Consider the following 25,205-nt stretch of genomic DNA (forward strand, 5'->3'; position numbering starts at 1 on the left):
CACGACGGTGGCGGGCGCGGGCGCGATCGTACTGTGGGGGGCAATGGCGATGGCAGTGTCGCCGATGCTGCAGTCGGCGGCCATGCGCACCGCGCCCGACGATCCCGACGGTGCGTCGGGGCTGTACGTGACGGCGTTTCAGGTCGGCATCACCGGCGGCTCGCTGGCCGGCGGGCTGCTGTTCGAGCGGGCCGGGACCTCGGCCAGTGCTGTTCCGCAACCGAGCGTGAGACTGACGGCCAAACCAGCGGTGCTGAGCCACGCGCCGAGTTGCGCAAGCTTCCATCCCGACATCTACCTACCTCCGGTCACGATCTTGATCTCCAGTGTCTCACAGGATGGTCTCCAGCTAACTCTCCAAACGGGCGACATACGACGCAACACGTGTTAGACGATGGTCTTGAACTGGCCTTTTGACGGCCGGCGAAGTGGCGAACGTTACCGCTGCAAAAGCTTCAGGGAACTACGAACAGGCGTTTACTGGCCGCGATGCCGACCGCGGCGACACCGACCAGCAGTGCCGAGGCCGCCAGCATGGCCGAGGTCCCGGCCCGCTCGAACAGCAGCCCGCCGGCCAGCGAGCCGCCGGTGATGCCGACCTGAAACGCCGTCACGTACAGCCCCGACGCACCGTCGGGATCGTCGGGCGCGGTGCGCATGGCCGCCGACTGCAGCATCGGCGACACTGCCATCGCCATTGCCCCCCACAGTACGATCGCGCCCGCGCCCGCCACCGTCGTGCCGGTGGTGTGATGCCCGCCGATGGACAGCGCCGCCAGGACGACGAACGCCGCCGACATCGCGGCCATGCAGCCGCCGGTGACCAGCTTGGGCCGATGGTCGACCGGCCGGGCCAACAGCGGCATCGCGATCAACCCGGCGGCACCGAATGCGGCCAGCAACCACGCCAGGCGGGCGCCCGGCACACCGACCACATCACCGATGATCACCGCGATGAAGGTGTAGGAGATGAAATGCCCGGTGACGGCGATCAGCATCAGCGTGCTCACCGCCACCAGTCGCCCGTTGCGGTGGTGATGGTTTCCGACCAGCGCCAGCTGATCGGTGGTGAGCACCAGGGGCGGCAGCGCTATGCGGGCGGCCAGGGTGATGGCCGCCGCCGCCACCGTGATCACCACTACCGCCAACCGCCACCCCCACAGCAGACTCATCGCCGACGTCAGCGGGATGCCGACCACCAGCGCGAGGCTGGTGCCGACATAGATCGCCGTCGTCGCGCGGCCCGAATGGCTGGGGGGCACCAACCGGGTGGCGATGGGCGCCAGCACCGACCACATCAGGCCGTGCGTGACGGCGCACAGCGCCCGGCCGCCGGCCAGCACGGCGAAGTTGGGCGCCAGCGCCGAAATCACCTGTGAAGCGGTCAGGCAGACCAGCGTGAGCAGCAGCACCCGGCGGCGCGGCCAGAACGCGGTCCAGCGCACCAGCGGAAGCGTTGTCGCCGCTGCCACCACCGCATACCAGGCCAGCAACGTCCCGACCAGCGCTTCGCTGACGTTCAGACCGGCCGAGATCGCGGGCAGCGCGCCTACCGGCAGGATCTCGGCGGTGGCGTAGATGAAGGCCGCGGCGGACAGGATCGCCAACCGCGCCGTGGTCTGTGGTGTCCACGGCCGCAATCGGGCATTTCCGGTTTCGACAGTCATGTGTTGGGGGCAGCGTCGAGGGGTGTGTGGCGCATGGCGCTCCCGGTAACTGCCGGCTCACATGGTAACGGCGAGCGGGTCAGGAACGAACCAACCGCGCAATTGCCGCCGAGGCTTCGGTGAGTTTGGCGTCGGCCTCAGCGCCACCGGCTGCGACGGCCCCGCTGACGCAGTGCGCGAGGTGTTCGTCGAGCAGGTTCAGCGCCACCGACCGCAGCGCGCTGTTGACCGCGCTGATCTGGGTGAGGACGTCGATGCAGTACTTGTCGTCATCGATCATCTTGGCGATGCCGCGCACCTGGCCTTCGATACGACGCAGCCGTTTGGCGTAGTTGTCTTTTCGCGGGGAGTACCCCGGAGCCTCGGTGGTCATGGCGCCCCCAACAGTCGGTTCATCTGATTGATCTCGGCTTGCTGAAACGGCAGGAGGGATTGCGCGATGCTGATCGCCTCCGGGCTCTTGCCGTGTTGAATCTGGTTCTGCGCCATCGCGATCGCGCCGCGGTGATGGGCGATCATCGTTTGCAGCCACAGCGTGTCGAATGCCGGGCCGCGCAAGGTGCGCAGCTTGTCGATGGTGGCCGTGTCCACCATGCCGGGAATGTCCGCGGCGTGGTCGCGGTCGGGGCTCCCGCCGGGGACCTCCCACTGCAGCAGCTGCGCCTGGCAACCCTGCAGCTCGGTGCGTTGCTGGGCTGCACTCTGGTCGGCGAACGCCACCAGCGCCGGGTCGCCGCTCTGGCTGTACACCATGGCCGCCAGCTCCAAGGACTGCTGGTGGTGGATCACGATGTCTTCCAGAAACCTCACGTCGCCGGGACTACCGGTGCTCATTCCTGCCGCGCTGGTCGACGCTTCGGGCGCCGGGGTGGGCGCGTGCTGGCAACCGCCGGCGGCAATGCTGACTATGGCCGCGACGACGACGGTGGGGACCGATCTCATGCGCCCACCTTAACGCATACCCCCGCGGGGTATTTATTCGTTTGGCCCGGTCCAGCCCTACCGGCATACTGAGCTGGTGAATTCGCCGAGCACCGACGCCGCCGGGGCGTCCGTCGATATCAAACCGCGCAGTCGTGACGTCACCGACGGCCTGGAGAAGACCGCCGCCCGCGGCATGTTGCGGGCGGTCGGCATGGGCGACGACGACTTCGCCAAGCCCCAGATCGGTGTGGCCTCGTCGTGGAACGAGATCACCCCCTGCAACCTGTCGCTGGACCGGTTGGCCAAGGCCGCCAAAGAGGGCGTCCTGGAAGCCAGCGGTTACCCGCTGGAATTCGGCACCATCTCGGTCTCCGACGGCATCTCGATGGGCCATGAGGGCATGCACTTCTCGCTGGTCTCGCGCGAAGTCATCGCCGACAGCGTGGAGACCGTGATGTGCGCCGAGCGGTTGGACGGCTCGGTGCTGCTGGCCGGTTGCGACAAGTCGCTGCCCGGGATGCTGATGGCCGCGGCTCGTCTCGACCTGGCCTCGGTCTTCCTCTACGCGGGCTCGACCATGCCGGGCTACGCAAAATTGTCCGACGGCACCGAGCGCGAGGTGACGATCATCGACGCGTTCGAGGCGGTCGGCGCCTGTTCGCGCGGACTGATGTCCCAAGAGGACGTCGACATCATCGAGCGCTCGATCTGTCCCGGCGAGGGCGCCTGCGGCGGCATGTACACCGCCAACACCATGGCCAGTGCGGCTGAGGCACTGGGTATGTCGCTGCCGGGCAGCGCCTCGCCGCCGGCGATCGACCGGCGCCGCGACGGGTATGCCCGCGCCAGCGGCCAGGCGGTGGTGGAGTTGCTGCGCCGGGGCATCACGGCCCGCGACATCTTGACCAAAGAGGCGTTCGAGAACGCGATCGCGGTGGTGATGGCGTTCGGCGGATCGACCAACGCGGTGCTGCACCTGCTGGCGATCGCCCGCGAGGCCGAGGTGGATCTGACCCTGGCCGACTTCTCCCGGGTGGGCGCCAAGGTGCCGCACCTGGCGGACGTCAAGCCGTTCGGGGCGCACGTCATGTACGACATCGACAAGATCGGCGGCGTGCCGGTCATGCTGAAGACCCTGCTGGAAGCCGGTCTGCTGCACGGCGACTGCCTGACCGTCACCGGAAAGACGATGGCGGAGAACATCGCCGAGCTCAATCCCCCGGTCGTCGACGGCAAGGTGCTGCACGCGTTGACCAACCCGATTCACCCGACCGGTGGCATCACCATTCTGCGCGGCACCCTGGCGCCGGAGGGTGCGGTGGTCAAGTCGGCGGGCTTCGACACCGACGTGTTCGAAGGCACTGCGCGGGTTTTCGACGGCGAGCGGGCAGCACTGGACGCGCTGGAAGACGGCACGATCAGCGCCGGCGACGCCGTGGTGATCCGCTATGAGGGACCCAAGGGCGGGCCCGGGATGCGCGAGATGCTGGCGATCACCGGGGCCATCAAGGGCGCCGGCCTCGGCAAGGATGTCCTGCTGCTGACCGACGGCCGGTTCTCCGGCGGTACCACCGGCCTGTGCGTCGGCCACATCGCCCCCGAAGCGGTGGACGGCGGGCCGGTCGCGTTCCTGCGTGACGGCGACAAGATCCGCCTCGACGTGGCCAACGCGACCCTGGACGTGGTGGCGGATCCGGACGAATTCGCCGCCCGCGCCCAGGGTTTCACCCCGCCACCGCCGCGTTACACCACCGGCGTGCTGGCCAAGTACCGCAAGCTGGTGGGCTCCGCCGCCCACGGCGCCGTCTGCGGCTGACCGTCGGCGGCCCCTGGGGCCCACCTGCCTGCGAGGGGACCACTCGCGGGGAGTTCGTCAGGCGTGCCTGGCTGACTCACCGCGCGCCCGCATACCGAAGTACGCGGCATTGAGGCCGAGGATCGTCAACACCGCACCGGTGATCACGTTGGACCAGATCATCTCGGTGCTCGGCGATCCGTGCATCAGGATCCAGGGCGAGGCGATGAACCACACCCCGAAGACCGGCAGGGCCCAGGCGAGCCCGTGCATGCGATCCAGTGCCGCCGCCATCCCGCACGCGAGGAAGGCGACGCAGAGTCCGACGACCAGGTTGGTGATGGTCAGCCTGGTGGTCGCGTCGAATCCGACGACCCACGGGGATACCGCCCCGTAGACGGCCGCAAGCAGCGTCAATCCGAAGGTTCCCTGCGCAGTCATCGACTCGGCGGCGCGCTCGTACCGTGCACGCAGAGCTAACAGATCAGGGTGGTGATCGATTGATGAATGGACTGTACTCATTTCGTAACCTTTCTGTTATTTAACAGGCGGTTTGGTGCCAGCTGCACCCATCCATCTGATGAAAGATTACGCCCGGACGCTGTTCGCCAGCAACGAAAAATTAGCCAGCAAGACGGGGGTCGGCCACCGCTAGTCGACGATGGCCAGGGCGAAGCCGTCCCAGCCCTTGGCCCCGACTGTCTGCAGCGCTGCGGCCCGCAACCGCGGATGTTTGCCCATCAGCTCCAACACGTCCCGGCTACCGCGCGCCGTCGCGTCATCCGAGCGCGGGTGAAGGATCGCGCCCTCGCGGATCACGTTGTCCACCACGATCACCGAGCCCGGACGGCTTAGCTGCACGGCCCAGTTCAGGTAGCCGACGTTGTTCTCCTTGTCGGCGTCGATGAACACCAGATCGAACGGCTCGCCGGTCAACGTGGGCAGGGTGTCCAGCGCGGCGCCCACCCGAATCTGCACACGATCACCGACGCCGGCCCGGTCCAGATTGCCCCGAGCCACCTCGGCATGCGTGGGTTCGTACTCCAGCGTCACCACCGAGCCAGTCGGCCCGACGGCGCGCGCCAGCCAGATGGTGCTGTAGCCACCCAGCGTGCCGATCTCCAGGATGCGGGTGGCACGGGTCGCGGTCGCCAGCAGATTCAGGAACTTGCCCTGTTGTACCGAGACCGCGATGGGCGGTAGACCGGCATCGTCGCTGGCGGCCAGCGCCGCTGTCAACGCCGGGTCTTCTCCGGCGAACAGGTTGTCCAGCAAGGCATCGACATCGCGGGGCGTGGGCTTTTCAGTCACTTCACCCAGGCTAGCCCGCGATCGCGCTTCCGGCTCCCGAATTTTCTTTACCCTATACCCCTATGGGGTATATAGTCAGAGGACCCGGCGCCCGCTGGGGGATCACAGAGGAAGGTGTGACACATGGCGAACTACGAGGATGGGACCGTACTGACGTGCGGCCACGACGGCTGTGGATGCCGGGTGCGTATCGAGACTGCGTGCCACTGCTCCGGAGCGAACGTGAGCTACCGCTGCACCTGCGGCGACGAACTGGTACCCGTCAGCAGCTGACGACAGACGGCGCCGGTGACGCACAACCTCGACCGTTGTGCGTCACCGGCGCCTCTTCTTGGTCTACACCACCTGGTCTGCTGAGGCCATGACAGAACAGACGCAGATCGTCACAAGGGTTCGCCGATGTCTGGAAGTAGCGCAATGTCCTGCGGTTGCCCGTTGCGGAAGAGGGCCGCGGTCTCACGGACATTTCTCTTCGCCCAGCCGACATTGAATTCGCTTAGCACCTCGTATTCATACCTGAAACGCTCTCGACGGTCACCGACTTCCCTAGATGCTTGTCGCGAGACGATACCTGCGCAGTACCAATAAAGTAGGTCATCGAGACTTCCCACCCGGTCGAATCCAAGTTTTCCCCGCTCGTAGAAGGTGAAGTGGTAGGAGCCATCCTCGTCGACGAAGATATTGAGCCCGTCATTGGTCCGTAGCCCGACAGGCATGGACCGGGCACCTAGGGCTTCCGACAGTTGATCGATCTCCACCTGGAGCGCGTTGGATTTATCGTCCAAAGGGCGGTCCATACTCATCGAGAACCCCTCGTCTTACGAGCTCCCACACGGATGGCCGGATGCCGTCGGGCGCAGTGATTACATATTGCGTCGCATTTGGCGATGGCGCCTGTCCGTAGTAAGGCTCAACTGGCCCTTGCACTATTTCCCAGCCGTCAGGCAATGGTTTCCCGGTGACAATATATCGATTGTAGTCCGAACCGACCGATTCCGGCGCCAAAGACCGGTCCGCAAATGGTGTGCCGTCTGGCGAGAGGTAGTGGCCCCATTCAGTACCGAACCTGTCGATAATCGTACCTTCAGTCAACTGTGCGGGCTGCGGAATATAGCCCGCCGGGAACCCGCCGTTTTCAGGCCAGACCCGGGTTTCAGGCCTGCCGAAGCTGGCCTCAAATTCTTGCCACGACAGACCGCCGGTCGGATTCCAGCCCCGCAGAACAGCCGCCGGCGCACCGCCCTCGGTCAGAACTTCGGCGGGCAGCCCCGCACGGACTATTGCTCCCTCCGCGCCAAAGGGAAGGGTCACTGCGGCCGAACTGACATCGAAAGCCTTCTCGCCCAGAAAGTATGCGGGACTGGGCGCATTCAGGGCGTCTTTGACTTGGGCGACACCCGCGCCGACCGGGTTGAGGAAGGAGTCACCGAGCCCCTTGGCCAGGCCACCCCACGATTCCAGGACGCCGGGGGCGCCTGGTCCGCCCTGCCCGAGCAGGTTCTTGACGGCCTCTTCGGTGGTTCGCCAACGTTCCCCGAAGCCATCGCCGAACCCCAACGGCGCCCGCCGCTGCGACTCGGGGGCAACGTAGCGCGATAGCGGCTGTTGGGCCTGCAGCACCGCTGCGTTGATGCGCGCTTCGATCTGATCTGGCGGAACTCCGTCGTTGGCCAGGATGTCCCGAGCCAAGACCTTGAAACTCTCCACATCCGCGGGGTTCAACGGCACCGGCGCAGCGGGCACGCCGTCTGCCGGCACGTCGCGGTCGGCCTCGAAGCTGCGTGCCACGACACCGGGGTCGTAGCCATCCTTGACCCGCAGGTTCGTCAGCGCAGACTGCAGCACCTTGGCATAGCCGCCGCGGATGAGCGTGACGTTTGACAGGACCGTCCGTGTGTCGGTTATCGCACCGTCCCAACACTTTTCGATCAGGCCATCAACGTCGTCGCCGTGCAACGTATACGCCAAGTAGTGGGTGTTGTAGTCAGCCAGATACTCGTCGTAGCCCCGCAGATTCGCATTGAGCGCCTCGATCTGCTCATCGCAGCGCTGCCGGGCCTGGGCCAGGGCGGCGGCGATGGTCTCCAAGTCGGCTGCGATCTGGCCGAGCTGCTGGTTGGAGGCGCGCAGGCCGTCCTTGACCCGTTGCACCTCGGCGCTGTTGTTGATCGGCTGCTCGCCGTTCTCGCGGTTGTACTGCTCGAAGTGCTGCTGGGCGGTGCGGAAGGCTTCCTCGGCCGCGGTGGACGAGCCGGCCGCCGAATGAAACGCCTGCGCCAGGAAGTTGATCTGGGCGGGGCTGCCGGCCTGCACGCCGTCGTCAACGGCCCACGGATCACCGCCCGCGGCGGCAACAAGGTCACCGAGCCCGAGATGCTGCAGGCTCGGACGACTCACGGCGCACCCGCGCTACTCGCCATCGTCAGATCATGACCGACACCGCACCAGAGCGCACGTCACCGCACACCCTCTTTGGCGAACACCACCCGCAGCACATAGCCCAGCTCCGGACCCATCACGATTTCGGCCAGCTCGCAGAATGTCGCGACGAATTCCGGGCCGTGCGGCGGTCGCGCGTCACACAGATGGTGCGCAATCTCATGCAGCACCACCAGTTCCCGCAACGCCCAGTCCACGCCGCGCTGATCCGGTACGGCGATAACGCCTGCCGCACCAAGCCTTTCGTAGTGCGCCGCCGCGGTTCCCCGGCGCGCGCGCACGCTCAGCGCAGAAGCATCCGGCCACCGGGCGCGCACCGTCGACAACGCCATCACGTCATCGACGTAGCGCCGGACGGCGGCCACCGAACCGAAGCGGGCCTCGGGCGGCAACGTCAGTTCGGTGCCGAAGAACTCCACGCTGCGCCTGCCGCTCTCGGCAGCGCGGTCGAACAAGGTGCGGACGAAGACCTCCGCGGCGTAGACCTTGGCGCGCTGACCGTCGCGCTCGGAAGCGCCGTCACTCAATGTTCCCGCGCTCACCGCTCCAGCGCGGACCGCGCCCCCGACAGCTCGGCATTCTCGCCCAGCCGGGCGTTGCGCCCAGCCCGGTCCCCGGCGCGTCGTGCCGCAGACGAATACCCCGCGGATGCCCGGGTGGCCCGCCAGGTGCCCCGCGCCTTGGAGTTACCACGGTAGAAGTCGTGAAGCTCGACCTCCTTGTTGCGCAACGCAATCGCGGTGCCCGGGGGCCGGCTCCGGTCCTTCTCGGCCGCGCGTCGGGTCTCGTCGCGGGCCTCGGCGAGTCGCTGGCCCACCCGAGCGCCGAATGCCAGATGGAAGTTCAGCCGAGCGGTGATGGTCGGGGTAGGGCGGTGCGCACCGGTGGCGATATAGGCGTCCGAGGCCCGGACCATCTGAACGACCAGGCTGGCATAGAGCGCATGGGTGGCGTCGATGTCCTCGGCGAATCCGTAGGCGTAGACATAGGTCGAGTTGGTCGCCACGTCGCAGCGCACGTCGTTGGCCGCGGCGATCCCCACGAACAGCTGCACATAGGTGCGCAGCCCCCGGGCGCCGGGCTCGCCGATGGTGATGGTGCGCTGCACCGGCGCGGTGGCCGCCGTCCGGGTGGCTGAATGCGCGCGAGCCACCGCCAGGTCGATAGAGGTCGCGGTGGCCAGCCGTTGCGCCGCCGCCATGAAGGCGTCGGCTTCGTGGGCGTTGTCGGTGCCCTCGGCCTGGCGCAACAGTGCGGCGATCCGCGCCAACATCTTGTCGTCGGTGCTCACTGCCGCCGCCCCTCAGCATCGCTGCGCTCTGCCTCGTCGTCGGTGCTCATGGCCGCCACGCTAACCGACATCGGCGACACCGCGCCGCCAGCAACTCACAGGTGCGCGTCGATCCAGCCCACCACGTCGTCGAGCACCTGCGCACGCTCGGGCTCGTTGAACACCTCGTGGTAAAGCCCCGGGTAAACGGTCAACCGCACATCGTTCGAACCGACGCACTCCACCAGCCGCCTGCTTCCCTCGGCAGGCACCAGACCGTCGTCAGCGCCGTGCACCACCAGCAGCGGCACCGTCAGTGCCTGCGCCCGCGTCGGCATGGTCTCGCCGACCTTCATCAGCGCCCGCGCCACCCCGGCCGGCACCAGACCGTGGTGCACCAGGGGATCCTCGTTGTAGGCGACCACCACCGCCGGGTCGCGCGAGACCAGCGCACTGTCGAGTTTCTCCACCGGCAGGCTCGGCGCGACAGCGCCCACCGCCTTCGCGACGAACGCCAACCCCGGCGACACCGTGTCGGTCATGGCCACCGCGGGTCCGGACAACACCATCAGCTGGTAGTCGTCGGGACGGTCGACGCCGTAGCTGAACACGATCGCCCCACCCATGCTGTGCCCGAGCACCACGCGCGGCAGCCCGGGGTGCTCGCGGGCAGCGATACCCGCCAGCGTGTGGAAGTCACCGGTGTATTCCGCGATGTTGCGGCACAGCACCCGCTTGCCGCCCGAGCGGCCGTGTCCGCGGTGGTCCAGCGCATAGGTCACCAACCCCGCGGCAGCGAACCGCTGTGCGACGTGGTCGTAGCGACGGGCATGTTCGCCGAAGCCGTGCGACAGCACCACCACGGCGCGCGGCCGCGCGTCGGGCGTCCAGGTGTCGTAGACGATCGGAACCCCGCGCACGCCTTCAAAGGTTCGCTCGGTGCGGGTCCCGAAACTGGGAGATGCCATCAGGGCAGCGTAACGGGCAAAGAGTCCGCCCAGGTAACCTCGCCAGCCATGGGACGAGTCGAAGGCAAAGTTGCGCTGATCAGCGGCGGGGCGCGGGGCATGGGCGCGGCACACACCCGGGCGCTGGCCGCCGAGGGCGCCAGGATCGTGATCGCCGACGTACTGGAGGACGAGGGCAGCAAACTCGCCGATGAGCTGGGGGCCGACACCGCCCGGTTCGTCCGCCTCGACGTCACCCAGGCCGAGCAATGGCAAACGGCCGTGGCGACCGCGGTCGATGCCTTCGGCGGCCTCAACGTGTTGGTGAACAACGCGGGAATCGCCAAGTACAACACCCTGGAGAACTTCGACGCGGCCGCGTGGCAGCAGGTTCTCGACGTCAACCTGACCGGAACCATGCTGGGCATGCACGCCGCCGTCGCCCCGATGAAGGCCGCCGGCGGCGGTTCCATCATCAACATCTCCTCGGTGGAAGGGATGCGCGGCACCGCCGGCCTGTACGGCTACGTCGCCTCCAAGTGGGGCGTACGTGGGCTGGCCAAGGCCGCCGCCGTGGAACTTGCACCGCACAACATCCGGATCAACAGTGTGCTGCCCGGCCTGATCCGCACTCGGATGACGATCGCGATCCCCGACGACTCCCTGCAGATTCCGCTGGGCCGGGGCGCCAAGTCCGCGGAAGTGTCCACCGCGGTGGTTTTCCTGGCCTCCGACGAGTCCTCCTACATGACCGGGTCCGATCTGGTCATCGACGGAGGCCTGTCCGTGGGCATTCCGCACAAGACCAGCTAAGACAGCATTTTCCCAGGTAAGAGCACCCGTCGGGCCAGCTTCTGAAACGTGTTCTATGATGGCCGGTCATGAAGACCAAGGGCGCATTGTTGTGGGAGCTGAACTCGCCGTGGCGGGTCGACGAGATCGAGTTGGGCGACCCCGTTGAAGGCGAAGTCCAGGTCCGGATGCACGCCGCGGGGATGTGCCACTCCGACTACCACCTGACCACCGGAGCCACCCCGATGGCCCTGCCCGCGCTGGGCGGCCACGAGGGCGCCGGCGTCATCACCAAGGTCGGCAAGGGCGTCACCGGCCTGGAAGAGGGCGACCACGTCGTGATGGCCTTCATCCCGGCCTGCGGCAATTGTCCGCCGTGTATGAAGGGCTTCCGCTCGCTGTGCGACCGCGGGGCCGTACTGCTGGGCGGCAAGGCCATCGCCGACGGCACCAACCGGATCCACGCCGGTTCGCACGAGGTCTCCGCGATGAACCTGCTCGGCACGTTCTCGCCCTACATGACCGTGCACCAGGACTCCGTGGTCAAGATCGACAAGGACGTGCCGTTCGAGACCGCGGCCATCATGGGCTGCGCGGTACCCACCGGGTTCGGTTCGGCCACCAACGTCGCCGAGGTCAAGCCCGGCGAGACCGTGATCATCATCGGTGTCGGCGGTATCGGCATGAGCGCCCTGCAGGGCGCGGTGCTCTCCGGGGCACGCCGCGTCATCGCGATCGACCCGGTCCCCTTCAAGCGTGACCAGGCGGTCAAGTTCGGCGCCACCCACGTCTACCCGTCCATGGCCGAGGCGATCATGCCCGTCATGGAGGAGACCTGGGGCCTGATGGCCGACAAGGTGATCATCGCCGTCGGCGACATGAAGGGCGAGTACATCGAAGAGGCGCTCATCCTGACCGCCAAGACCGGAACCTGCGTGGTCACCGGCATGGGCTCGATGGTCGACGCTGACGTCAAGCTGAACCTGTTCCTGTTCACCATGTTGCAGAAGACGTTGAAGGGCAACATCTTCGGCGGCGGCAGCTCACACATCGAGACCCCCAAGCTGGTGGGCCTGTACAAGTCCGGGCTGCTCAAGATCGACGAGATGATCACCACGACTTACAAGCTCGAGGACATCAACACCGGCTACCAGGACATGGTCGACGGCAAGAACATCCGCGGCGTCATCACCTACGACGAGTCGGACTGGTAGGCGGTTACTTCTTGTCCTGCGGCAGCCGGCAGCCGGTGTAGCCGGAGACCACGAGGTTGCCGCGGTAACCGACTTTGATGAAAAGACCGGTGGGACCGTAGAAGCCGACATCGTGATTGCCCGGCTGGTTCTGCATCACCTGAACCTCGGTGGCGTCCAGCTTGGCGGCCGCCGACTTGGCGGCCTGTTCGAGCTTGGCCCAGGCCTGCTCTGACACCGCGACATCCCGGGCAACCGCGTCCGGCAGGAAGTAACGCTTACCGCCGGTTTGCTCGTATGGCCGCTCGCAATTTCCGCCATCTCCCTCGTCCAGGGTCTCCCAGACGATGGATGGGATGAGTTGTTTTGCGGCGGAGGTTATTTCATTCATCGTGGCGGCTACCTGAGTTTGAGTGTCCTCAAACGACGGCAACGACTTGAGAACAGCCAAGGCCTCGGCAGCGACGCTGGACGGCGTGGGTTCATGCGGTTGGGACACGTGACATCCTGCGGTTAGTGCGACGATGGCCAAGACAGCGAACCGGCATCGTCGCGGCTGGGGTGGGGACACTTCGTGCAACTTCAATTTCCTTGAACCGCCTTGTCGCCCAGGCCGGCCAGGACCGCGGCGATGTTGTAGTTGGTCGTCCGCAGGCCTCCGCCGTCGGGGAAGCGCGGGTAGTCACTGTGCCCGTGGGCCTCTTGCAGGGTGATCGTGCCACCGTGGCCGTCGGTCACCGTGGAGGGCCCGGTAGCCAAGCGGGTGAATTCGGGGTTGGTGGCCGGGTTGGGCCCGAAGTCGCCGAGCTCGTTGTTGAGGTAGGTGCCGATGATCGGAATGCCCTGGCCGACCGCTCTGGCGTCGTAGACCCATTGGATCTTGTCGTCGGGGGCTTCCATGGCGAACACCTGACCATGCTGCAGGTGCAGGTCGCCGGGCGTGGACGCCTCGATTCCGGGAGATCCGTAGAACAGCGCCCGCGACACCCCGTGATCGCCGGGCTCCTGCAATGCCAGTCCGGTGGTCAGCGACCCGTAGGAGTGCCCGATCGCGGTGAGATCGGCGGGGCCCCCCAGGTGCGAGGCTTGAATCCCGTCGTAGAAGCGAGCCAGATCGTGGGCGCCGGCTCTGGCGAGGTCGTCGTGGGTGACTCCCCAGAGTCCGGCCAGCGATGCGGTCTTGTCGTCGAAGCCGGGAACCTGTGGGGGGTCGTACCCGATCCAGGCGATCGTCGAGACGGTATCGCTCTCGTGTCCCGGCTCGAACCGCAATTGCCGCAGTGCTTCCCGTCTGAGGTTGGTTGCTTCTTCGGTCATGTTCCCGATGCCTCCGTGCACCGTGGTGTTCAGCCCGGGCGCGGTGACCGAGACATGGGTGGCCTTGTCCGGATCACCGACCGCAATGGCCGCGCGGGCCTGCGTACCGCTCTGGGTGTCCAGCAGCATCAACTTGCGGTCTGGACTGGCACTGACCGCGGCGTCGACGGCCTTGAGGTCGTCCAGGTACTTCGAACCGTCCCGGGCTGCGTCGTATTGCCGTTGCCAGTTCTCGTAGGCGACGCGGTCATCGAAAATCGCGCCCGGCTCATTGGGGTGCGGAATGTTGTTGCCGGCAGCCCAGTCCGGATGCTGGTTGCGCAGCGCATCGGCCTGCGCGGCGGCGCCCTGCGCCCGGCTGAGTTCGTCAGCCAGATGCAGCTTGTTGTAGTGGTCGTAGCCCAAATGATCCGGCGGATCGCAGGGCATGCCCGGATGGTTGCCGATGTTGTGGTCTTGGCTGTAGAGCCAATCCTTCTGCCCCGGGGTCAGGCTGTTCCAGTAGTCGTTGAACTGCGTGGGATCGTCGGGCACGGGGCCCGGGGGCGCCGGCGCGTCCGCGTCGAACTTGCGCAGCTGCGCGTCGGGGTCGTAGCCGTCTCGTACCCGCAGATTCGTCAAGGCCTGTTGCAGGGTTTTGGAGTAGCCGTTGCGGATGACCGTCGCGTTGTGCAGCGCGGTCGCGGTATCGTCCTCGGCCAACTGGCGGCACGCGGCGATGTCCGCGTCGTGGTCGTAGCCCTGATTCTCCTGCTGCAGGTACACGCCGATCCGGGCGTCGAGGACGAGCAGGTTGGCGTTGAGCGCGGTGATGTTGGCCTGCGAGGCGGCGCGGGCCTGGGCCAGGGCCGCGGCGATGGTCTCCAGGTCGGCAGCGATCTGGCCGAGCTGCTGGTTGGTGGCATGCAGGCCGTCTTTGACTCGCTGCACCTCGGCGCTGTTGTTGATCGGTTGCTCGCCGTTCTCCCGGTTGTACTGCTCGAAGTGCTGCTGGGCGGCGACAAAGGTTTCCTCGGCCGAGGTGGCCGATCCGGCGGCGGAGTGGAACGCCTGGGCCAGGAAGTTGATCTGGGTGGGGCTGCCGGCCTGAAGACTGTCGTCGACCGCCCACGGATCACCGCCGGCCCGGGAAATGAGCTCGGCGATCTGCAGATGCTGCAGCGTCGGACGGCTCACGCGACCTCCGTATCCCCTCGGCGGTTGCAAGGAGACTACCGGCAATGACCAGGTTGCGCGTTAGCCTTGGAGCATGGGTTTGCTCGATGTGCGACGAGCGGACGACCGGGTGGCCACCCGTGCCCCGTGGCTCACCTCGCGGCATTCGTTCTCGTTCAACGATTACTACGACCCGGACAACACCCATCACGGACTGCTGCTGGTCAACAACGATGACGTCGTCGCGCCGGGCGCCGGTTTTGATACCCACCCCCACCGCGACGCCGAGATCGTCACCTGGGTGCTGTCCGGTGCACTGAGCCATCGCGATTCGATCGGCAACACCGGCGTCATCCATCCCGGCCTGGCGCAACGAATGTCGGCGGGCACCGGGATTCTGCATTCAGAGGAGAACCACTCTGCCAGCGAGCCAGTGCATTTCATTCAGATGTGGATCATGCCGGACTCACCGGGGCGTACTCCCGGCTACCAGCAGCACGACATCGGCGACGCCCTGGCGGGCGGTGGTCTCATCACCGTCGCCTCGGGCCGTGACCCTGACGCCGCGATCAGCATCGGCAATGCGGGTGCCACGCTGTACGTCGCGCGGCTACAGCCCGGAGACCATGTCGCACTACCTGACTCGCCGTATGCCCATCTGTTCGTCGCGCTCGGCCATGTCGATCTAGAAGGCGCCGGTCCGCTGCACACCGGCGACGCGGTCCGCTGCACCGGCGTCGGCGGCCGACGCCTTACCGCCTCCGCCCCGTCGGAGATCCTGATCTGGGAGATGCACAGCCGCCTCGGCGAATGAGCGCTGGCCATAACCGATCCGCCACCGACGCAGCACAATCCGGTCACGTAGGTTGTCCCGGCGGTTTCGGTGGCTACCGTAGGAATCTGGTGTCTCCCCCAGTCCGGAGCCGAAGGGACAAACAGTGTCGACCCCAGTGGCTTTCGCGCGCCGGCTGGCGGCTGGCTGCGCCGCGCTGCTGCTTTGCGCAGTCCTGGCGATCGGCCCGGGCCAGCCGACCGCGCAGGCCGCCGCCCAAGATCAGTTGGCCGCCGCGATCGCGCGGACCCCGGGCTCCTACCTGGTGTACAACTTCGGCGGCGGGCATCCCACACCGATGCTCAACGCCGCCGGCGAGTGGTACGAGATGTCCGGCGGCGGGCATCTGGTGGTTCTCAAGTCCGCCTCGCAGCGGATCGAGCCGCACCTGCTGGTCGACAGCCATCGCGGCGCTCAGGGCCGCTGCGAACGCGATCCGCGGGCCCGCACCAGCGAGGGACTGATGCAGGCCTCCGAGCTCTACACCCCGCTGCAGGCCTGGCAGGCGCTGGGTCGGCCCACGGTGGCGATCAACGCCAACTTCTTCGACATCCGCGGCCAGCGAGGCGGATCCTGGCGGACCACCAACTGCAGTTCCCCGCTGGGCGCCTACGTGGACAACACCCGGGGCAACGGCCGCGCCAACGTCGCGGTCACCGGCACCATCCCCTACGCCGGCAAACAAGGACTGTCCGGCGGCAACGAGCACTGGTCGACGCTGACCACGATGATCCTGCCGACTCGCGGCGCGCCCTATGTGGTGTGGCCGCGCGGTGGCCGCGACGGTGGGGACTACGACTCGGCCGGGCCGACGGTGACCGGCCTGGTGGAACGCGGGGACCGGTTCGTCGCGGTCAGCGGACTGGGCTTGCTGGCCCCTGGCGTCACCGGGCAACTCAACGACGGCGGGCCGAGCGCGGCACGCACTGCCGTGGGCTATTCGCGTGCCAAAGACGAGCTGTACATCTTTCAGGGCGGCCACTACACACCCGACAACATGCAGGATCTGTTCCGCGGCTTAGGCAGCGACCACGCCATCCTGCTCGACGGCGGTTCGTCGTCGGCGGTCGTGCTGCGCCGCGATGCCGGCGGCATGTGGACCGGCGCCGGGGTGCCACGCGGAACGTGTGACACCGCGCAGGTCCTGTGCGACGCGCACGAACGCGCGCTGCCCAGCTGGCTCGGATTCAACTAGCGGCGAAGCCGGGTCGCTATCGCTTAGGGCATGTCAACCTTGGCGGCCAGCCAACGGCCCTTCACCTTCTCCATCGTGATCACGATGCGGCTGCGGTCGATCTGCGCCTGGGGGGAGGTTTTGTTGCTCACCGACTGATCGACGAACAGCAGCACCTCAACCTTGTTCTTGGTGGCGGATTTGACCGCCGAGTCGATGACGGTGCCGTGCGCGGACGCCTTGTTGTCGATCAGCAGTTGGCGCAGTTGTTCACTGGACGCGCTGTAGATGTCCTTGAACTCGCCGGTGGCTCCGTCGAGGATTTCGGTGAAGTTCTTGTCGATCGCGGTGGGGTCCACACTGGTGAGCGCCAGGGTGTATTTCTCGGCGGCTTCCAGTGCCTGCGCGGCGGCCGCCGTGCGCTGGTGGTGGGCGAACAGCAGCCAGCCCTCGTAGGTCGCTCCGATCAGGCCCAGCGCCAGGACCGCCACGGCGATCCAGCGCCGATTCGGTTTCAGGCCGCCGATGCGTCCCCTGAGCCCAGCGGCCTCGCCAGCGGTCTCGTCAGCGGCGACAGATTCGGTGGACTCGGTTTCAACGGACTCGGTTTCAGCGGCCTCGGTTTCAGCGGCCTCGGTGTCGACGGTCTCGACCGCCGGTTCCACGGCCTCGGTTTCGGTAGCCGCCTGCTCGTCCTCACGGTCCGACACCTGAACTACCTCTCGTGGTCCGCCTGCTGGGGGCCGTCCGGCCGCAACGCCCCCCGAACCTACCCCAACCCGCTCCCGCGGGTTCTCGCTTGATGGCGGCGACCTGCAGCGCCCGGCTTCGCCGCGCTTGCAATCGCCGCTTAGGTGCAGGCCCGGGAATTCCGCAGGGCGTTGGCCCATCCGATTGCGGAGTCGATGTGTGGGCGGGTGAAGCCTGCCGGCTGCTTTTTGCGCATGCTGTCGGCGATGCGCGACAGCTGGAACAGCACGCCGGTCAGCTGTTCCCCGCCGTAGATCGGCGAGTAGGGACCGAAGTTGTCGGGGGTGTTGCGGATGGTCAACGGCTGCAGTCGTGGCCCCAGGAAGCCGGTCGACCGGTCGATGTTGGCCACCACCGCATCCGCCTGCGACTGCACGCCGGCGTAGGCGTCGCGGTGGTCGGCAAGGTTGCGGTTGAAGGCGTTGATCTGCCCCATCAACGGGTCGAACTGCGCGTTGAACCACTGGCACGAATCCGACATGCCGCCGATCATCTCGGGCGTCACCTGATAGGTGAAGGTGCTGTACGGCCAGATGTCCATGTGTGGAGACCAGTCGGTGGGCGCGGGGGTGAATCCCGGAAGCGCCGGCGGCTGATCCGGGTCGGCGAGCGCGGAACCCGGTGCCAGCACACCGGTGACTGCCGTCGCACACGCGACTGTGGCAGCGATCTGGGTCCACCCTGCCCGCTTCGGCACCGCCCCGATCTCCTTCCACGTCTCGCGCTTGTCCCGGTCGAGTATCGCCATCGACGCCCGCACGAGGATGCCAAAACCACGAAAACGCGTGCTACTGGCCGGTAACTCCGCCATAACCGGAGTCATGTTGCCTGAAGCGCCCTTGCCGGGGCATTGTGTCCGACATCATGTCCGGATGAAAGGTCGCGGCGAGACCCCATGAGCTCATCCCCCTTGGTAGCCATGCGTATCCTTTTTATCTACCCACCAGTTGGTCCGAGAAGTTCCGAACCCTACCGCGGAGTACGAACGCTGACTATGGTGGCCGCCATGGATCATCTGCCGCACCCGCGAACGGCAACCTCAGGTGATCTCACGACCACGATCGGCGACAAATGACCACCCAGGACGACCGCGACCTCGCCGCCGAGCCTGCGCTCGACGGAGTGGCAGCCATCCAGGACTGGACCGCCGGTTATGTCAACCGCCACCCGCTGGCCTCGCTGACCACCGTCGGCGAACAGTGCGTCCTGGCGGTGCGCACCGTGCAGTACTTCTTCTCCGACCTGTTCGGCGGCCGATTCCAATGGGGCGAGTTCGTCCGGCAGAGCGCCTTCATGGCCAACACCGCTGTGCTGCCGACGGTTTTGGTCGCATTGCCGATCGGGGTCACGCTCTCCATTCAGTTCGCGCTGCTGGCCAACCAGGTCGGCGCCACCTCACTGGCCGGCGCGGCTGCCGGGCTCGCTGTCATCCGGCAGGCTGCCTCGCTGGTGGCGGCCATGCTGATGGCCGCCGCGGTCGGGTCGGCCATCACCGCCGACCTGGGTTCGCGAACCATGCGCGAGGAGACCGACGCCATGGAGGTGATGGGCGTCTCGGTGATCCGTCGGCTGGTGGTCCCCCGCTTCGCCGCGGCCATCATGATCGGCGTAGCGCTGACCGGAATCACCTGCTTCGTAGGCTTTTTGGCCAGCTACCTGTTCAACGTGTATTTCCAGAAGGGCGCGCCCGGCAGTTTCGTGGCCACGTTCTCCTCGTTCGCCACCACCGGCGACATGATCGTCGCGCTGATCAAGGCCGTGGTCTACGGCGCGATCGTCGCGGTGGTGTCCTGCCAGAAGGGACTGTCCACCCGCGGCGGTCCGGCCGGCGTCGCCAACTCGGTGAACGCTTCGGTGGTCGAGTCGATCCTGGTTCTGATGATCGTCAATGTCGGCATCAGCGAGCTCTATAACGTGCTCTACCCACGGACGGGGCTGTGAGATGACCGCGTCGTCCTATGTCCCGGCATTCGCGCGCCCGCTGCTGCGCGCCTACCGGATGGCGTCCGAGCCGACCATCCGCTTGGGACACATGCTGGTGTTCTTCGGCCGCGCCGCGGCCGGTGTTCCGACCGTGCTACGTCACTACCGCAAGGAGTTTCTGCGGTTGCTCTCCGACATCGCCTGGGGCAACGGCTCCATCGTGGTGGGTGGCGGCACCGCTGGGGTGGCGATCGTCCTGGGCTTCACCGCCGGTGCGCTGGTGGCGATCGAGGGCTACAACTTTCTGAATCTGCTGGGGCTGGGGCCCGCGACCGGCATCATCTCATCACTGGTCAACACCCGCGAGCTGGCACCGATCATGGCCTCGATGGCGTTCGCGATGCAGGCCGGTTGCCGCTTCACCGCGCAGCTCGGCGCCATGCGAATCGCCGAGGAGATCGACGCCCTCGATTCGATCGCGATCCGGCCCATTCCGTTCCTGGTCACCACCCGACTGCTGGCCGCGACCATCGCGGTGATCCCGCTCTACGTGGCCTGTCTGGCGATCACCTACCTGACCTGCCAGCTGGTCACCGGCATCATCGGCGGCGGCTCCATCGGCCCGTACACGCACTACTTCACAATGATGTTGAGCGGCAAGGACATCGTCTACTCCGTGCTCAAGTGCGTGGTGTTCGTGTGGCTGGCCTCTACCGTGCAGTGCTACTACGGCTTCTACGCCTCCGGCGGACCCGAAGGCGTCGGGGTGGCCTCCGGCCGGGCCATGCGGGCTTCCATCACGATCGTGATCATGGTCAACATGCTGCTGACGATGGCGCTGTGGAGCATCGACGCCGGCGCAAGGTTCGGTGGCTGACATGGCCAACTCGCTCGACACCGACGGCCGCGGCCCCTCCGAACAGCAACTGCTGGGCGCGGGGATCGCGGTCCTGCTGGTGATCGCGCTGACCACCGGCGGCCTGTTGGCCAAGTCCACCGGCATGCTCAACTCCTACGTGCGGGTGGTGGCCGACCTGATCAACGTCGGCGACGGGCTGCCGGCCCAGTCCGACGTCAAGTACCATGGCCTGCTAGTCGGTAATGTCACCGACGTGATCCCCGCCGCCTACGGCAAACCCAACTACGTACACATCAACCTCAAGCCCGACTACGCCAAGGACATCCCGCATTCGGTGACCGCCCGCGTGGTGCCGTCCAACGTTTTCGCGGTCTCGTCCATCCAGCTGGTGGACTCCGGAACCGGTGGACCCACCATCCGTACCGGCACCCACATCGCCGAGAACGGCGAACTGTCCACGGTGATCTTCCAGACCACCGTGTCCAAACTGCGCGACATCCTGGCCGCCACCGGTCGCGGGCGCGAAGACCACAGTCTGGGCATCCTGGCCGCCGTCGGCGCGGCCACCGACAATCGGCGCGTCGCGTTGCTCAATGCGGGCGCGCACATGTCCCGGCTGCTCGATCAGCTCAACGGCATCGTCGCCACCGACCCCGGCCCATCGACCGTCTCGGCCTTGCTCGATGCCACCCATGGCCTGCAGTCCACCGCTCCCGACCTCGTCGACGCGCTGCACCAGGCCGTCGAACCGATGCGCGCGTTCGCCCAGAAGCGCGCCGAGTTGGCCTCGTTGGTCGGCGGTGGCCAGCACACCGTGGGTGTGGCCCGGGAAGCCCTGGACAACCACATCGACCAACTGATCCAGATCACCCACGACCTCACGCCCGTTGTTGGCGTGCTGGCCAACAACGCCGACAAGTACGTCCCGATCTTCACCCGGGTCAATCGGCTCTCCGAGAAATTCTTCGACCACTTCTACGACCCCGACCTCGTCTCCAAGAACACGCGGTTCAACCTGTCGTTCACCCCGATGCACACTTACACCCGCGCGGACTGCCCGCAGTACGGCGAGCTGAAGGGGCCGAGCTGCTTCACCGCGCCGATGATCGAGGTGCGTTCCGAGCTGCCTGAGAACATGCTGCCGCAGAACTACCACTTCCCGGCCGGCCTGGAACCGCCGGCGGGCACCGAGATCGGCCCGGATGGGAACCTCCGTGCCGTCGGACCGCCCCTGGTCAACCCGAATCGCAGCCTGGAGGGCACCAACCCGCCGCTGCCGTGGTGGACCGGCCCGGCCCCCCGGATTCCCAGCACCGGCGACCCGCTCGACCTCGGCCCGCCGCCTCCGCCCGAGCCGCCAATCCCGTCACTGCCGCATGCACCGGAGTGGCAGCCGGCCTCCCCGATGGCGCCCGCGGCCCCCGCGGCCTTCGGCGGCAACGTGGGTCCGGTCGGCAGCCAGGCCGAACGCAACCAGCTGGGCCTGATCACCGGCCAGCGTGAGCCGGCATCTGTGGCGGCGCAGCTGCTGCTCGGCCCGGTCGCCCGCGGTAACGCGGTCTCGTTCGTACCCGCCGACACGGGAGGCCACAAATGAGATTCCGCGGCCCGCTGATCGGACTGTCCATCTTCATGGTCGTCTCGATGGTGCTGACCTGGCTGGTCTATGCCACGCTGCGCCGCGACGTCTCTGGTGCGACGACGCCGTATGCGGCCGTGTTCACCGATGTGTACGGCCTGCGCGAAGGCGACGACGTCCGGATGGCCGGGGTCCGGGTGGGCCGGGTCGACGAGGTGGCATTGGAAGGGAAGTTAGCGAAGGTCTCGTTCATCGTCCAAAGCAACCAGAAGCTGTATGCCAACACCGTCGCGTCGGTGACCTACCAGAACATTATCGGGCAGCGTTATCTCGGGCTGTCGCTGGGCAAAGACGGCGAGTACACCGGGGGGGACGAACGAGTGCTGCCCCGCGGCGGCGTGATCGGGGTGGACCACACCGAACCGTCCTTCGACGTCGGCGCGCTGCTCAACGGCTTCAAACCGTTGATGTCGCTGCTGGATCCCAAGCAGGCCGACGATCTGACCCGGGGTGTGCTGGAGTCGCTGCAAGGCGACCAGGCGTCTATCACCGCACTGGTGGATCAGTCGTCGACGCTCACCGCGACGCTGGCCGGGCGCGACGAGGTGCTCGGCGACCTCATCACCAGCCTGAACCGGCTTACCGGCACCATCGCCGGGCAGAACGATCAGTTGGACCACGCGCTGACGCAGGCCCGGCGAGCGGTCGCCGACCTAGACTCGCGTCGCCCGGCATTGCAGTCCTCGGTCGGCTCCCTGGCCCAGGTGACCCGGCAGCTGTCGACGATCGCCGACGAGGTCTTCCCCTCCCTGGATGAGATGATCAACCGGGAACCCGGGTTCTCCAAGCACATGGCCGGAATCGAGCCGCAGCTGGCTTTCACCGGCGACAACCTGCCACTGCTGCTCAAAGGCCTGGGTCGGGTACTCGGGGACGGCGCCTACGGCTCCACGTATGTCTGCGACCTGAACATCACCGGGTTCTTTCCCGGCCTCAACGACATCACCACGATCATCGTCAACGCCGCCACGCCCGGCAACGCCACGCCCATCACCATGAAGAACCTGGCCTGGCACACCCCGAGATGCAGGAACACCGTCAATGGATAATCAGTCGCTCCGCAGGTGGCGCTCCCGGACACTGGAGTCCTACAACACCACCTGGCTGGGGTTCGCGGCATTGGCGGTTGTCGCGGTCGTCGTCGCCGCGGCGCTGCTGGTCAAGCTGGCCGGCTTCGGCTACACCCGCTACACCGCGGAGTTCGCCCAGGCCGCGGCGCTGGCGCCGGGCAATCCCATCGTGATCGCGGGCATCGAGGTGGGCCGGGTAACGAGCATGCGGCTCGCCGGCGATCACGTCGAGGCCGGTTTTACCGTGCGCAACAACATTCCGCTGGGCAAAGACACCGGGGCCAAAATCCAGGTGATGACGATCCTCGGGTCGCGCTACCTGCGACTGGAACCCGACGGCCCGGGTTCGCTGCCCGACAAACGGATCCCGCTCGCCCACACCGAGGTGCCCTATTCGCTGGAGTCGCTGCTAGAGGACGCCACCACCACATTCGACCAGGTCGACTCCGACCAGTTCGGCCAGTCCCTGGCCGTGCTCGGCCAACAGCTGAGCGGGCTGCCCCCGGTGGTTCCACAGGCGATGGCCAATCTGCACACGCTGTCGAAGATCACCGCCGACCGGCGTGATCAGCTCGGCACCCTGCTCGCCAGCACCCAGCGGGTGGCCAACACCTTGCACAACCAGCAGACGAACCTGGGCAACCTGGTCGATCAGGGCCAGGATTTCCTCGGGGAACTGGTAGCGCGACAGCACACCTTCCACGCCATGCTGGCTGCGCTGACCAGTCTGGTGGGTCAACTGAACAACATCGTGGTCAGCGACCGGACGATGCTCGACGACATGCTGGCCAACCTGCGTGCGCTATCCGACATGCTCGGCCAGCATGACGACCTGCTGCGCAGCCTGCTGCAGGCCGCACCGCCGCCATTGCGGGGTCTGACCAATGCCACCGGCTACGGACCGGCTTTCGAAACCTACCTAGTTAACGGGATGGCGATCGACTCGTGGATGTGCGCGATCAGTGGCCGCGCCAAGCAGTTCGGCATGATCGAGTACTTCAAGGACTGCAAATGAGCGCCCCGCCGACCGCCACCCGCAGCCGCCGCCGTGTCGCCGCGCTGGTGAGTGCGCTGACCGCAGGAGTACTGCTCGTCACTGCCGTGGCCGCCTACTACCTCAACCCGTTCGGCGGACACATCACCGTCACCGCCCAATTCGGCAGCGCCGCAGGCCTCTACGAGGACAATGTGGTTGCGGTGCTCGGAATGCCGGTGGGCAAGGTCACCAAGATCACCCCGAAGGGCGGGTACGTCGAGGCCGAGTTCACCGTCGACCGCAACGTAAAGATCCCAGCCAACGTGCACGCGGTGACCATCAACACCTCGATCCTCACCGCTCGGCAAGTCGAACTGACGCCAGCCTATACCGGCGGTCCGGTGTTGGCCGACCACACCACTATCGGGCTGAACCGCACCCGGACACCAGTGGCATTCGATCGTGTGCTTGACATGCTCGACAGGGTTTCGAAGTCGCTCAGCGGCGACGGCAACGGCAACGGGCCGGTAGCCGACGTGATCAACGCCGCCGCCGACATCGCCGGCGGCAACGGCGCGAAGATCAAGTCGGCCCTGAGCGAATTGTCTCGGGCGTTGCGACTGAGCTCCGACCGCGGCGAGGCGACCGGTGATCAGTTGACCTCGATCATCGTCAATCTTAGCTCGCTGATGGACGCGGCGGCCCGCAATGACGCGAGGCTGCGTCAATTCGGTTCCACCACCCGCCAATTGAGTCAGATGCTCGCCGACGAGGACTTCGGGGCGGGACGCACTGGGCGTAAGTTCAACGAGATCATCACGCAGGCGACCGCCCTGCTGCAAGCCAACCGTGACAACCTCAAGCAGAGCATCCTCAACGGCGACACTGCCGTAACCACCCTCGTGGATAAGCAGCGCGACCTGGCGGAGCTAATAGACCTGCTACCGCTGGCGCTGGACAACATCTACAACGCCGTCGACACCAACAACGGGGCGATCCGGGCTCACACCCTGGTCGACAAGAGCCTGGTCGACAGTCAAAGCACCAAGGAGCTGTGCAACATGATGCATTTGCGGCAATTAGGCTGCGGCACCGGAACCTTGGCGGATTACGGCCCGGACTTCGGGCTGACGTACGTCCTCGACGGACTCTCGATGATGGGGCAGTAGGCG

26 protein-coding genes and 1 pseudogene are annotated in these 25,205 nt (G+C 66.5%); 13 read left to right on the forward strand and 14 right to left on the reverse strand.

From position 1 onward, the window contains the following. Positions 1–193, forward strand: a pseudogene (locus EJK91_RS12675) (MFS transporter); the annotation flags it as partial. 262 nt (positions 194–455) lie between these two features. Here the strand turns inward: EJK91_RS12675 and EJK91_RS12680 are convergent. The 3 genes from EJK91_RS12680 to EJK91_RS12690 form a co-directional block, all read right to left on the reverse strand. Further along, positions 456–1,667 carry an MFS transporter gene (locus tag EJK91_RS12680; protein WP_024442662.1) on the reverse strand — a complete coding sequence of 404 codons (1,212 nt, stop codon included), beginning with the start codon at positions 1,665–1,667 and terminating at the stop codon, positions 456–458. Positions 1,668–1,746: 79 nt separating this feature from the next. Next, positions 1,747–2,040, reverse strand: a complete 294-nt coding sequence (locus EJK91_RS12685; protein ID WP_024442661.1) for a metal-sensitive transcriptional regulator — start codon at positions 2,038–2,040, stop codon at positions 1,747–1,749. Next, positions 2,037–2,609: a DUF305 domain-containing protein gene (locus EJK91_RS12690; RefSeq protein ID WP_125079108.1), complete on the reverse strand. Its 573-nt coding sequence runs from the start codon at positions 2,607–2,609 to the stop codon at positions 2,037–2,039. The genes EJK91_RS12685 and EJK91_RS12690 overlap by 4 nt, the downstream gene beginning before the upstream one ends. Before the next feature lie 73 nt (positions 2,610–2,682). On the opposite strand from EJK91_RS12690, the gene ilvD reads away from it, so the two are divergent. After that, positions 2,683–4,407 (forward strand): dihydroxy-acid dehydratase, encoded by a 1,725-nt coding sequence (ilvD, locus tag EJK91_RS12695; protein WP_125079109.1) that lies wholly within the window; start codon positions 2,683–2,685, stop codon positions 4,405–4,407. A gap of 57 nt (positions 4,408–4,464) precedes the next feature. On the opposite strand, the gene EJK91_RS12700 is transcribed toward ilvD, so the two are convergent. Together EJK91_RS12700 and EJK91_RS12705 are read right to left on the reverse strand one after the other, a co-directional pair. Beyond that, positions 4,465–4,908, reverse strand: coding sequence for an SPW repeat protein (locus EJK91_RS12700; protein WP_125079110.1), 444 nt, complete (start codon positions 4,906–4,908; stop codon positions 4,465–4,467). A 129-nt stretch (positions 4,909–5,037) separates the two neighbouring features. Beyond that, positions 5,038–5,697, reverse strand: coding sequence for an O-methyltransferase (locus tag EJK91_RS12705; RefSeq protein ID WP_125079111.1), 660 nt, complete (start codon positions 5,695–5,697; stop codon positions 5,038–5,040). Between the two features lie 123 nt (positions 5,698–5,820). On the opposite strand from EJK91_RS12705, the gene EJK91_RS12710 reads away from it, so the two are divergent. Next, the gene (locus EJK91_RS12710; protein ID WP_125079112.1) at positions 5,821–5,970 is read left to right on the forward strand and encodes a metallothionein; all 150 of its coding nucleotides are present in this window, start codon (positions 5,821–5,823) and stop codon (positions 5,968–5,970) included. Between the two features lie 110 nt (positions 5,971–6,080). On the opposite strand, the gene EJK91_RS12715 is transcribed toward EJK91_RS12710, so the two are convergent. The 5 genes from EJK91_RS12715 to EJK91_RS12735 all read right to left on the reverse strand — a co-directional run bounded on the left by EJK91_RS12715 (position 6,081) and on the right by EJK91_RS12735 (position 10,374). Further along, positions 6,081–6,413: an Imm63 family immunity protein gene (locus EJK91_RS12715; RefSeq protein WP_125079130.1), complete on the reverse strand. Its 333-nt coding sequence runs from the start codon at positions 6,411–6,413 to the stop codon at positions 6,081–6,083. Positions 6,414–6,471: 58 nt separating this feature from the next. Continuing rightward, positions 6,472–8,094: a TNT domain-containing protein gene (locus EJK91_RS12720; RefSeq protein ID WP_125079113.1), complete on the reverse strand. Its 1,623-nt coding sequence runs from the start codon at positions 8,092–8,094 to the stop codon at positions 6,472–6,474. Between the two features lie 59 nt (positions 8,095–8,153). Next, on the reverse strand, positions 8,154–8,663 hold the full coding sequence (locus EJK91_RS12725; protein WP_125079131.1) for a TIGR04338 family metallohydrolase: 510 nt from the start codon (positions 8,661–8,663) through the stop codon (positions 8,154–8,156). An 11-nt stretch (positions 8,664–8,674) separates the two neighbouring features. Beyond that, positions 8,675–9,409: a DUF2786 domain-containing protein gene (locus EJK91_RS12730; protein ID WP_046300650.1), complete on the reverse strand. Its 735-nt coding sequence runs from the start codon at positions 9,407–9,409 to the stop codon at positions 8,675–8,677. A 113-nt stretch (positions 9,410–9,522) separates the two neighbouring features. Further along, positions 9,523–10,374, reverse strand: a complete 852-nt coding sequence (locus EJK91_RS12735) for an alpha/beta hydrolase (protein ID WP_046300640.1) — start codon at positions 10,372–10,374, stop codon at positions 9,523–9,525. A 48-nt stretch (positions 10,375–10,422) separates the two neighbouring features. On the opposite strand from EJK91_RS12735, the gene EJK91_RS12740 reads away from it, so the two are divergent. Next, positions 10,423–11,166, forward strand: a complete 744-nt coding sequence (locus EJK91_RS12740; protein WP_125079114.1) for a glucose 1-dehydrogenase — start codon at positions 10,423–10,425, stop codon at positions 11,164–11,166. A 68-nt stretch (positions 11,167–11,234) separates the two neighbouring features. After that, complete coding sequence (locus EJK91_RS12745; protein ID WP_067968924.1) at positions 11,235–12,359, forward strand: NDMA-dependent alcohol dehydrogenase; 1,125 nt, start codon at positions 11,235–11,237, stop codon at positions 12,357–12,359. A 4-nt stretch (positions 12,360–12,363) separates the two neighbouring features. On the opposite strand, the gene EJK91_RS12750 is transcribed toward EJK91_RS12745, so the two are convergent. Next, positions 12,364–12,837, reverse strand: a complete 474-nt coding sequence (locus tag EJK91_RS12750) for an LppA family lipoprotein (RefSeq protein ID WP_125079115.1) — start codon at positions 12,835–12,837, stop codon at positions 12,364–12,366. An 83-nt stretch (positions 12,838–12,920) separates the two neighbouring features. Then, positions 12,921–14,831: a putative alpha/beta hydrolase gene (locus EJK91_RS12755; protein ID WP_125079116.1), complete on the reverse strand. Its 1,911-nt coding sequence runs from the start codon at positions 14,829–14,831 to the stop codon at positions 12,921–12,923. 73 nt (positions 14,832–14,904) lie between these two features. On the opposite strand from EJK91_RS12755, the gene EJK91_RS12760 reads away from it, so the two are divergent. Together EJK91_RS12760 and EJK91_RS12765 are read left to right on the forward strand one after the other, a co-directional pair. Continuing rightward, entirely contained in the window at positions 14,905–15,624 is a 720-nt protein-coding gene (locus tag EJK91_RS12760) for a pirin family protein (protein WP_065152312.1), read from the forward strand. Positions 15,625–15,748: 124 nt separating this feature from the next. After that, positions 15,749–16,837: a phosphodiester glycosidase family protein gene (locus EJK91_RS12765; RefSeq protein ID WP_065152311.1), complete on the forward strand. Its 1,089-nt coding sequence runs from the start codon at positions 15,749–15,751 to the stop codon at positions 16,835–16,837. Positions 16,838–16,860: 23 nt separating this feature from the next. Here the strand turns inward: EJK91_RS12765 and EJK91_RS12770 are convergent, their stop codons facing one another. After that, the gene (locus EJK91_RS12770) at positions 16,861–17,526 is read right to left on the reverse strand and encodes an Mce protein (RefSeq protein WP_125079117.1); all 666 of its coding nucleotides are present in this window, start codon (positions 17,524–17,526) and stop codon (positions 16,861–16,863) included. Between the two features lie 140 nt (positions 17,527–17,666). Beyond that, on the reverse strand, positions 17,667–18,314 hold the full coding sequence (locus tag EJK91_RS12775) for a hypothetical protein (RefSeq protein WP_052956957.1): 648 nt from the start codon (positions 18,312–18,314) through the stop codon (positions 17,667–17,669). Between the two features lie 323 nt (positions 18,315–18,637). On the opposite strand from EJK91_RS12775, the gene EJK91_RS12780 reads away from it, so the two are divergent. The 6 genes from EJK91_RS12780 to EJK91_RS12805 are packed head-to-tail and all read left to right on the forward strand — an operon-like array spanning position 18,638 to position 25,202. Next, positions 18,638–19,507, forward strand: coding sequence for an MlaE family ABC transporter permease (locus EJK91_RS12780; protein WP_047320377.1), 870 nt, complete (start codon positions 18,638–18,640; stop codon positions 19,505–19,507). 1 nt (position 19,508) lies between these two features. Further along, on the forward strand, positions 19,509–20,366 hold the full coding sequence (locus EJK91_RS12785; protein WP_047320376.1) for an ABC transporter permease: 858 nt from the start codon (positions 19,509–19,511) through the stop codon (positions 20,364–20,366). A 1-nt stretch (position 20,367) separates the two neighbouring features. Further along, positions 20,368–21,945 carry an MlaD family protein gene (locus tag EJK91_RS12790; RefSeq protein ID WP_047320375.1) on the forward strand — a complete coding sequence of 526 codons (1,578 nt, stop codon included), beginning with the start codon at positions 20,368–20,370 and terminating at the stop codon, positions 21,943–21,945. Next, entirely contained in the window at positions 21,942–23,036 is a 1,095-nt protein-coding gene (locus tag EJK91_RS12795; RefSeq protein ID WP_046283295.1) for an MlaD family protein, read from the forward strand. Before EJK91_RS12790 ends, EJK91_RS12795 begins: the two co-directional genes overlap by 4 nt. Then, positions 23,029–24,072, forward strand: a complete 1,044-nt coding sequence (locus EJK91_RS12800; RefSeq protein ID WP_047320374.1) for an MCE family protein — start codon at positions 23,029–23,031, stop codon at positions 24,070–24,072. Before EJK91_RS12795 ends, EJK91_RS12800 begins: the two co-directional genes overlap by 8 nt. After that, positions 24,069–25,202 carry an MCE family protein gene (locus tag EJK91_RS12805; protein ID WP_082108104.1) on the forward strand — a complete coding sequence of 378 codons (1,134 nt, stop codon included), beginning with the start codon at positions 24,069–24,071 and terminating at the stop codon, positions 25,200–25,202. The genes EJK91_RS12800 and EJK91_RS12805 overlap by 4 nt, the downstream gene beginning before the upstream one ends. Positions 25,203–25,205: the final 3 nt, after the last annotated feature.

It is taken from the genome of Mycobacterium sp. P7213, assembly GCF_900604305.1.
GTDB lineage: Bacteria > Actinomycetota > Actinomycetes > Mycobacteriales > Mycobacteriaceae > Mycobacterium.